Origin of the sequence: Cellulomonas sp. B6, from assembly GCF_001462455.1 — a bacterium.
In the GTDB taxonomy this organism is placed as follows: domain Bacteria; phylum Actinomycetota; class Actinomycetes; order Actinomycetales; family Cellulomonadaceae; genus Cellulomonas.
The window spans coordinates 1-8950 of the sequence record NZ_LNTD01000028.1; the positions used below are offsets into that span (position 1 = coordinate 1).

At 74.9% G+C, this 8950-nt stretch carries 8 protein-coding genes; 4 read left to right on the forward strand and 4 right to left on the reverse strand.

What is annotated here, in order from left to right; all coding sequences use genetic code 11:
- Window positions 1–258: 258 nt before the first annotated feature.
- Window positions 259–2169 (forward strand): DUF4914 family protein, encoded by a 1911-nt coding sequence (locus tag ATM99_RS01830; RefSeq protein ID WP_062101250.1) that lies wholly within the window; start codon window positions 259–261, stop codon window positions 2167–2169.
- Between the two features lie 148 nt (window positions 2170–2317).
- Here the strand turns inward: ATM99_RS01830 and ATM99_RS01835 are convergent, their stop codons facing one another.
- The 3 genes from ATM99_RS01835 to ATM99_RS01845 form a co-directional block, all read right to left on the reverse strand.
- Complete coding sequence (locus tag ATM99_RS01835; RefSeq protein ID WP_062101251.1) at window positions 2318–2617, reverse strand: hypothetical protein; 300 nt, start codon at window positions 2615–2617, stop codon at window positions 2318–2320.
- A 110-nt stretch (window positions 2618–2727) separates the two neighbouring features.
- Window positions 2728–3138, reverse strand: a complete 411-nt coding sequence (locus ATM99_RS01840; RefSeq protein ID WP_190278743.1) for a VOC family protein — start codon at window positions 3136–3138, stop codon at window positions 2728–2730.
- A 10-nt stretch (window positions 3139–3148) separates the two neighbouring features.
- Window positions 3149–3598, reverse strand: a complete 450-nt coding sequence (locus ATM99_RS01845; protein ID WP_062101257.1) for a helix-turn-helix transcriptional regulator — start codon at window positions 3596–3598, stop codon at window positions 3149–3151.
- 118 nt (window positions 3599–3716) lie between these two features.
- Between ATM99_RS01845 and ATM99_RS01850 the strand changes: the two genes are divergently transcribed.
- The 3 genes from ATM99_RS01850 (at window position 3717) to ATM99_RS01860 (ending at window position 7944) form a co-directional block, all read left to right on the forward strand.
- The gene (locus ATM99_RS01850; RefSeq protein ID WP_062101253.1) at window positions 3717–5294 is read left to right on the forward strand and encodes a bifunctional phosphatase PAP2/diacylglycerol kinase family protein; all 1578 of its coding nucleotides are present in this window, start codon (window positions 3717–3719) and stop codon (window positions 5292–5294) included.
- A gap of 221 nt (window positions 5295–5515) precedes the next feature.
- Entirely contained in the window at window positions 5516–6925 is a 1410-nt protein-coding gene (locus tag ATM99_RS01855; RefSeq protein ID WP_062101254.1) for a hemolysin family protein, read from the forward strand.
- Window positions 6922–7944, forward strand: coding sequence for a hemolysin family protein (locus tag ATM99_RS01860; protein WP_062101255.1), 1023 nt, complete (start codon window positions 6922–6924; stop codon window positions 7942–7944). The genes ATM99_RS01855 and ATM99_RS01860 overlap by 4 nt, the downstream gene beginning before the upstream one ends.
- A 63-nt stretch (window positions 7945–8007) precedes the next feature.
- Here the strand turns inward: ATM99_RS01860 and ATM99_RS01865 are convergent, their stop codons facing one another.
- Window positions 8008–8715 carry a FadR/GntR family transcriptional regulator gene (locus ATM99_RS01865; RefSeq protein ID WP_062101256.1) on the reverse strand — a complete coding sequence of 236 codons (708 nt, stop codon included), beginning with the start codon at window positions 8713–8715 and terminating at the stop codon, window positions 8008–8010.
- Window positions 8716–8950: the final 235 nt, after the last annotated feature.

Below are 8950 nucleotides of genomic sequence, written 5' to 3' on the forward strand. Positions count from 1 at the left end.
CAGCGGCGCGTGGGGGCCCGCCGCCGGGCGTCTGCCGCGCGCGCGTCGGGCGCTGCCGGCGGGGATCGGGGTCCCGACGGCCCGCTGCCGGGCGGGCCCGCGGTGTGATGCAGGTCCTAAAGTCCCGTCACCTGCGACTCCGCCGGTCGTAATCTCCTGGCAAAGAGCAGCCCCCCGGCGGCACCACGTCGTCGGCGGTGCCGCTCGCCGGGCACCCGCACGCCACCGCCCGGTCCCCCCCGAGGCGAAGGAGCTGCCGTGAGCGCCACCGTGACCGGTCCCCTGGCGGACGTGTCTCTCGCACCCGAGGTGCGTGCCGCCCTCGAGGCCAGTCCGCGACTCGTGATCCCCGCGACGCGCGAGGAGCTGTACCAGCTCGCGCTCGGACCCGACGGCGGTCCCGTGTTCACGGTCGAGTACGACGTGAACGGCACGATGGTCCCCGAGGCGACCGTCACGCGGTGCCGCAACGGCGTGGCCGTGAACTACCCCGAGGACTACATGCGCCGGCGCGACCCGGACTGCATGCGCATCGCCGACGACCTGCCGACCGACAAGCCGCGCTACCGCGACGTGTTCGGCAAGGAGTTCGACCCGACCCGCACCGAGACGCTCGAGTGGCTCGGCACGCAGGAGCTCGTGGTCGTGCCGTTCAAGGCCGGCGGTCCGCACTTCGGCTACCCGTCGCTCGCGATCGTGCCGCTCAACAGCGCGTTCTTCGCGCTCACGCTCGTCGACCTGCAGGGCTGGGTGACGTTCGACGAGATCGGCGCGTTCACGCCCCGCTCGATCCTCTACGTCGCGCCGCCGTTCCGGCACACGCACTTCGACAGCCGCCAGGTCGTCGTGCACAACCGGTCCGAGGTGCTGCACGAGGTCTGGGCGTACAACCTGTACCCGGGCCCGAGCGCCAAGAAGGGCGTGTTCTCGGTCCTGCTCGACATCGGCGAGCACGAGGGCTGGCTCACCGCGCACGCGTCGAGCGTCCGCGTGACCACGCCGTACGAGAACGAGACCGTGATCATGCACGAGGGCGCCTCGGGCGGCGGAAAGTCCGAGATGTGCCAGGAGATCCGGCGCGAGGACGACGGCCGCATCCTGGTCGGCACGAACGTCGTGCGCGACGAGCCGTATCACATCACCCTCGGCGAGACGTCGTCGCTGGCCCCCGTCACCGACGACATGACGCTGTGCCACCCGTCGATCCAGAAGGGCAACGGGCGGCTGTCGGTGGCCGACGCCGAGGCCGGCTGGTTCGTGCGCGTCGACAACCTCACGAGCTACGGCGAGGACCCGGCGTTCGAGCGGGCCGTCATCGAGCCGCAGGAGCCGCTGCTGTTCCTGTCGATCGACGGCATGGCCGACGCGACCGCGCTGCCGTGGGAGCACACCCTGGACTCCAACGGCAAGCGGTGCCCCAACCCGCGCGTCGTGATCCCGCGGACGTTCGTCAAGAACGTCATCTGCGAGCCCAAGGAGGTCGACGTCCGCACGTTCGGCGTCCGGATGCCGCTGTGCACGCGCGAGGCGCCGACCTACGGCGTCATGGGCATGATGCACATCGTGCCGCCGTCCCTCGCGTGGGTGTGGCGCCTCATCGCGCCGCGCGGCGACAAGAACCCGTCGATCGGCGAGAGCAAGGACGTCAAGAAGGCGCTCAAGCACGGCGGCATGGTCGCCGAGGGCGTCGGGTCGTACTGGCCGTTCTCGACCGGCACCAAGGTCGCGGCCGCCAACCTGCTGCTGCGCCAGATCGTCGAGAACGACCGCACGCGGTACGTGCTGACGCCCAACCAGCACATCGGCGCGTACAAGGTCGGGTTCTCGGCGGAGTGGCTGGCCCGCGAGTACCTGGCCCGCCGTGGCGGCGGCCGGATCCTGCCCGAGCAGCTCACGCCCGCGCGGTGCTCGCTGTTCGGCTACCGGCCCAAGGAGATCAAGCTCGACGGCCAGCAGATCCGCCCGACGCTGCTGCAGCCCGAGTACCAGTCGCAGGTGGGCCTCGAGGCGTACGACGCGGGCGCGCGGATCCTCACGGACTTCTTCAAGTCCGAGCTCGAGCAGTTCCTCACCGACGACCTCGACCCGCTGGGCCGCAAGATCATCGAGGTGGTCCTGCGCGACGGCAGCGTGGCGGACTACGAGGAGCTCACCCCGCTGTACGTCTGAGCCGCACGCGTCCCGCGCCGGGGCCGCACCCTGACACCGGGGTGCGGCCCCGGCGTCGTGCCGGCTCCTGCTCGGCGGCACCGCCCGCGCCCCTCCCCGCCTCGCGCCGCCCGCACCGGGGCGCGGGTGGCGCGGGCGGCGGCCGGCGTCAGACGGGCGTGCGGTCCGGCGGCACGAACCAGCTGACGGACCGCGCGACGTCGCCCGCACGCAGCCACGTGTGGCGCTCGGAGCGCGGGTCGTGGTCGTGCTCGCGCCACGCGACCATGACGTGCGTGCGAGTCCACCGGATCGCGCGCGCCGCCCGCCACTCCTCGCCACCGTCGGACCAGACCAGGCGGACGACGACCGCGACGTCACCCTGCGGTCGGGTCGGGATGCCGTCGGGGACCTCGCTGTTGGCGACGTCCCGCGCGGGCGGGCGCGGCGGGGTCGAGCGGTCGGGCATGGCGCCATCGTATCGAACAGGTGTTCGACCGACGCCACCGGTCGACGACTTTCACCCGACGTCGCACGACCGTCCCGGGCCCGTCGGACCGGGACCGGCCACCCCGGTGGTCACGCGACCTGGTGGATCCGCACCATGTTCCCGGCGGGGTCGCGGAACGCGCAGTCCCGCACGCCGTACGGCTGGTCGGCGGGCTCTTGCACGACCTCGGCACCGGCGGCCTGCACCTGCGCGAACACGGCGTCCACGTCGGACGTGCCGAGCACGACCGCCCCGTACGACCCCTTGGCCATCAGCTCGGCGATCACGCGCCGCTCGTCGTCGGTGACGCCCGGGTCGGTCACCGGCGGGTGCAGCACGACCGAGGTCTGCGGCTGTGCGGGCGAACCGACGGTGACCCAGCGCATCGCGCCGTGACCGACGTCGTTGCGCACCTCGAACCCGAGCACGTCGCGGTAGAAGACGAGCGACGCCTCGGGGTCGTCGGCCGGCAGGAACGTGAGGTGGAGGAAGAGGTCCATGCGCGTCACGCTAGGCCGAGGCGCCCACCCCGGACTTCTCGGATCCTGACGGGTCGCGGCGCGGGCGCATCACCTGCCTGACGACGCACCCCGGCAGCCCCGCACCCTGCCCCGCCGCGAGCCGCCGGTAGCGCCCCGGGGAGACGCCGACCAGCTCGGTGAACCGCGTCGTGAACGTGCCGAGCGACCCGCAGCCGACCGCGAAGCACACCTCGGTGACGGACAGGTCGCCGCGCCGCAGCAGGGTCATCGCGCGCTCGACGCGACGCGTCATGAGGTACGCGTACGGCGGCTCGCCGAACGCGGCGCGGAACCGCCGGCTGAGGTGCCCGGCGGACATGTGCACGCCCCGCGCGAGCGCCTCGACGTCGAGCGGCTGCGCGTAGTCCCGGTCGATGCGGTCGCGCACCGTGCGCAGCAGCCGCAGCTCGCGCAGCCGCGCGTCCGCGTCGGTCGTCATGGCACCAGCGTGCCCCTCCGACGGGCGTGTGACCAGCGCCACGGCACCCGACCGGCGACCGCCCGGGCCGCGTGCGACGCTGGGCCGGACGTGCGCGCCGCGCACCGGGAGGGGTGCCATGCCGAGGTCCGACCGGGGCCGCGTCCGCGGCCTGCTGCAGCCGCACGTGCGGTCGTCGCTGCTGGGGCGCCTGGACCGCGCCGCGCACGACCGGACGACCGCCCGACGTCTCGGTCCGCGCGCCGACGCCGCGCTGGTCCGGCTCTCGACGGCGGCGAACCGGTCGCGGCTGTGGTGCGTCGTCGGCGCGGGCCTCGCCCTGACCGGCTCGCGCGGCAGGCGTGCGGCGCTGCGCGGTCTGGGCTCGGTCGTGGTCGCGAGCGCGCTCGCGAACCTGCTCGGCAAGGTCGTGTTCGGCGGGGCCCGCCCCGACGCGACGGCGCTGCCGTGGGTGCGCCGGCTCGCGCGGCAGCCGACGTCGGGCTCGTTCCCGTCGGGGCACGGCGCGTCGGCCGCCGCGTTCGCGACCGGCGTCGCGCTCGAGTGGCCCGCCGCGGGCGCGGTCGTCGCACCCGTCGCCGGGGCCGTCGCGTACTCGCGCCTGCACGTCGGCGCGCACTGGGCCTCCGACGTCGTCGCGGGCGCCGCGCTGGGGGCCGGCGTCGCGCTCGTCGGGCGGCGGCTCGTGCCGTCCGACGACCTGCCCGGCCCGGACGTCCCCGCGGGGCCGCCCGCCCCGGTGCCCGCGCTGCCGGGCGGCGAGGGCCTGACGGTCGTCGTGAACCCGCGCTCGGGCGCGTCGAACGTGCGCCTGCGGCCCGTGACCGAGCAGGTGCGCGCCGCGCTCCCCCGCGCGCGCGTCGTCGAGCTCGCCGACGCCACGTCGGCCACCGACCTCGTGGCGCGGGCCGTCGCCGCCGGTGCGCGCGCGGTCGGCGTCGCGGGCGGTGACGGCACGGTCGGCGCGGTCGCGCACGCGGCGCGCGCGCACGGCCTGCCGCTCGCGGTCTTCCCGACCGGCACGCTGAACCACTTCGCGCGCGCCGCCGACCTCACGTCGGTCACGGCCACGGCCCGCGCGGTCGAGACCGGCACGGCCGTGACGGTCGACGTCGGCGAGCTCACGGTCGGCGACGACGCCCCGGTGACGGTCCTCAACACGTTCTCGGTGGGCGTGTACCCCGAGCTCGTGACGACCCGCGACCGGCTCGCGCCGCGCCTGGGCAAGCCCGTCGCCGCGCTCGTGGCGGCCGCGCGCACGCTGCGCGCGGCCGAGCCCGTCGCACTCGTCGTCGACGAGGAGGACGGTCGCTGGTGGTCGGTCTTCGCGGGCGTCGACCGCTACCACCCCACGAGCCTGGCCCCCGTCGCGCGCCGCCGCCTCGACGACGGCGTGCTCGACGTCCGTGACGCGCGCGACGGGACCGCGCACAGCCGGCTGCGCACGTTCCTCGAGGCCGCGGGCGGCGACCTGGGCGCGCGCCTCGCGCACGCCGTGCCGCCCGTGCGGCGACGGCTGGTCGTGCGGCAGCGCACCGCGACCGCGCTGCGCGTGCGCGCCCGCGACGACGGGCAGCCCGTGGTGCTCGCGCACGACGGCGAGACGACCGACCTGCCCGCGGGCGCGACCGCGCACCTGCGGCTGCTGCCCGCCGCGCTCGTCGTGTACGCGCCGCACGACCCGCGCGACGGCTGACACCGCGACTCCCGGGCACGCAGGGCACGCACCGGCCTGCACGGGCCCGCACGGGCGCGTCCTCTACGATCGTCGACGCCGCGGGAACACGGCGACCCCTCGCGACGTTCCCCACGCGTCCCCCTTCACCGACCCGGAGATCCGATGGACCCCGACAGTCCCGGGCACAGTCCCGTGCCCCGCCCCTGCCACGCGACGACGCGACGGGGGGTGGGGCACCGATGTGGGTGATCACCCTGCTGCTCGGCGTGCTCGTCATCCTGGCGATCACCGCCGCGACCGCGTACTTCGTGGCGCAGGAGTTCGGCTACATGTCCGTCGACCGGTCGCGGCTCGCCGCCCGGGCCGAGGCCGGTGACGCCGGTGCGCGCAAGGCGCTCGACGTCACGCGCCGCACGTCCTTCATGCTGTCGGGCGCCCAGCTCGGCATCACCGTCACGGGCCTGCTCGTCGGGTACGTGGCCGAGCCGCTGGTCGGCGCGTCGATCGGCGAGGCCCTCGGCCTGGCGAACGTGCCGACGGGCGTCGGCATCGCGGTCGGCACCGTGCTCGCGCTGCTGTTCTCGACGTTCGTGCAGATGCTGTTCGGCGAGCTGTTCCCCAAGAACCTCGCGATCGCGCGCCCCGAGCCCACGGCCGTGCGGCTCGCGACGTCGACGATCTGGTACCTGCGCGGCTTCGGCTGGCTCATCCGCGTGTTCGACGCGGCGTCCAACGCGCTGCTCAAGGTGCTGGGCATCGAGCCCGTGCACGACGTCGAGCACTCGGCCACCGTGCGCGACCTCGAGCACATCGTCGCGGACTCGACCGACCTGCCGCGCGAGCTGTCGGTGCTGCTCGACCGCATCATCGACTTCCCGCAGCGCGACGTCGAGCACGCGATGGTGCCGCGCTCGCGCGTCGACACCGTGACCCCCGACACGGGCGTCGCGCGGCTGCGCGAGCTCATGTCCGACGGGCACTCGCGCTACCCGGTGCTCGACGACGAGAGCGTCACGGGCGTCGTGCACCTGCCCGACGTGCTGCGCTGCACCGACGCGTCGGCGACCGCGGCACGCCTGCAGCGCCCGCCCGCGCTCGTGCCGGAGTCGATGGCGCTGACCGACGCGGTGCGCCTGCTCGTCGGCTCGGACAACCAGCTCGCGGTCGTCATCGACGAGTACGGCGGGTTCGCCGGTGCGCTGTCCCTCGAGGACGTCGCCGAGGAGCTCGTGGGCGAGATCCACGACGAGCACGACCCGCTCGACGCGGCCGACGCGACCGAGCAGGACGACGGCTCGTGGCTGGTCGCGGGCGACGTGCACGTCGACGAGGTCGAGCGCGCGCTGGGCCGCGACCTGCCGCGCGACGACTACGAGACGATCGCGGGCCTGGCGATCGACGCGCACGGCGCGCTGCCCCCCGAGGGCACGGTCCTGCAGGTGCCGCTGCCGCCCGACCCCGCGCTGCTCGCCGAGGCGGGCGAGCCGCCCGCCGAGGTGCTGCGCATCGAGGTGCTCGACGTCGACCGGCACGTGCCCTCGCGCGTGCGCCTGAGCGTCGAGCAGGCAGAGCCGGACGGGCAGGACGGGCGGGCCGAGCGGCACGAGGACGAGCCCGCGGACGCCCCGGACCAGGAGGTCGAGCGATGAGCACGTGGGTCGTCGTCGTCGTGACGGTCGCGATCATCGCGCTGTCCGCGTTCTTCGTCGCCGTCGAGTTCGCGATGCTGGCGGCACGTCGCCACCGCCTCGAGGACGCCGCCGGCTCCAGCCGGTCGGCACGCGCCGCGCTGCGCAGCTCGCACGAGCTGACGGTGCTGCTCGCGGGCGCCCAGCTCGGCATCACGGCGTGCACGCTCGCGCTCGGTGCGATCACCAAGCCCGCGGTGCACCACTGGCTCACGCCGCTGTTCGCGTCGTGGGGACTGCCGGCCGTGCCGGCCGACGTGCTGGGGTTCGTCCTCGCGCTCGTCGTCGTGACGTTCCTGCACCTCGTGGTCGGCGAGATGGCGCCCAAGTCGTGGGCCATCGCGCACCCCGAGTCGTCGGCGCAGCTGCTCGCGCTGCCGATGCGCGGGTTCATGTGGGCCGTGCGGCCCGTGCTGCGGGCGCTCAACGAGACCGCCAACCGGATGCTGCGCCGCGTGGGTGTCGAGCCGGTCGACGAGATGACGGCGGGCACCGACCCGGCGTCGCTGCGCCACCTGGTCGAGCACTCGGCCAACGTGGGCGCGCTCGACGCCGCGTTCTCGCAGCAGCTCTCGCAGGCGCTCGACCTGCAGCGCATGACGGTCGGCGACCTGGCCGACCCGAGCGCGGTGCCCGTGACGGTGCCGACGGACGGGACGGTCGAGGACGTGCAGCGCGTGTCGCTCGAGAGCGGGCACCTGCGCATCCTCGTCGGCGACGGGGACGCGGTCTCGGGGGTCGTGCACGTGCGCGACACCCTCACGAGCGCACCCGACGCACCGCTCGCGCCGTTCGTGCGGCCCGTGTACGAGCTGCCGGCGGACACGCTGGTCGCGACCGCGTTCGCGGGCATGCGCGAGGGACGCCACCACCTGGCGGTCGTCACGGGCGGCGAGCGCGCGCTCGTCGTGACGCTCGCCGACGTCGTGGAGCGGCTGCTGCCGCGCACGACCGGCGCACCGGCCCCCGCGGGGGTCTGACGAGGTCCACGGGCCCGTCCCCTCACCGGGGGGCGGGCCCGTCGTCGTGCCCGGCGGGCGACGTCAGTGCGTGCGGCGGGCGATGAGTCCGCGCACGGACCCGAGGTGCTCGGCCATCGCGCGGCGCGCGGCCTCGGCGTCGTGCCGCTCGATCGCGTCGTAGACGGCGCGGTGCCCGTCGAGGGACGTGCGGCGCCCCTCCTTGGTGGTGTGCGAGTGCCGGCGCACCCCCATGGTCCAGTCGGTCATGAGCGTGTGCAGCGTGCTGACCAGCGGGTTCCCGGCCGCGCGCGCGACGAGCAGGTGGAACTCGATGTCGCACTCGAGCGACCCCTCGGCACGCGCCTGGCCGGCCGTGCGGTCGAGCACCTCGCGGAGCTGGAGGAGGTTCGCCGCGGTCGCGCGCTGCGCCGCGAGCCCGGCGACGGCGGGCTCGACGATCTCGCGGAGCTCGGCGGCGTCGCGCTCCTCGCGCGACGGCGCGTCGGGCGCCGACAGGTCGAGCAGCTCGCGCTCGGCGCCGGTGCGCTCGACGACGACCGTGCCGCGCCCGGGACGGCGCTCGATGAGGTGCTTGTTCTCGAGCTCGTGCATGGCTTCGCGCAGCGTCGCGCGGGACACCTGGAGGGTCGCGGCGAGGTCGCGCTCGGCGGGCAGCCGGTCGCCCGGCGTGAGGCTCCCGGTCGCGATGAGGCGCTCGAGGTGGGCGGCGAGCACGACCGAGATGTTCTCGGTCCTGCGGGACAGGGGCGGGATCTCGACCGGGCTCACCTGGGTGCTCCTTCGCCACGGCGTCGGCGGACGGCCGGACGCTACCACGGTTGCGGCCTGTTGGTCTGACCATCCGACCGCCTGTTTCGGCGCTGTGAACTTGCCGTAACAGTCTCTCGACGTCGAGCGACCAGGCCTGGACGGGCGTCTAGCGTCAGCCGCACTTGGTCAGACCATCTGGCCGAGAGCCTCCCCCGGCGACCGGCTCGCAGTCCCCCGGCGAGCCCCGCCGCAC

Bases quoted from the DNA above. Each gene is read 5' to 3' on its own strand.
- ATM99_RS01860 (WP_062101255.1), top strand. From the start codon at position 6,922: ATGAGCACGTGGGTCGTCGTCGTCGTGACGGTCGCGATCATCGCGCTG.
- ATM99_RS01850 (WP_062101253.1), top strand. From the start codon at position 3,717: ATGCCGAGGTCCGACCGGGGCCGCGTCCGCGGCCTGCTGCAGCCGCAC.
- ATM99_RS01840 (WP_190278743.1), bottom strand. From the start codon at position 3,138: ATGGACCTCTTCCTCCACCTCACGTTCCTGCCGGCCGACGACCCCGAG.
- ATM99_RS01855 (WP_062101254.1), top strand. From the start codon at position 5,516: ATGTGGGTGATCACCCTGCTGCTCGGCGTGCTCGTCATCCTGGCGATC.
- ATM99_RS01835 (WP_062101251.1), bottom strand. From the start codon at position 2,617: ATGCCCGACCGCTCGACCCCGCCGCGCCCGCCCGCGCGGGACGTCGCC.
- ATM99_RS01845 (WP_062101257.1), bottom strand. From the start codon at position 3,598: ATGACGACCGACGCGGACGCGCGGCTGCGCGAGCTGCGGCTGCTGCGC.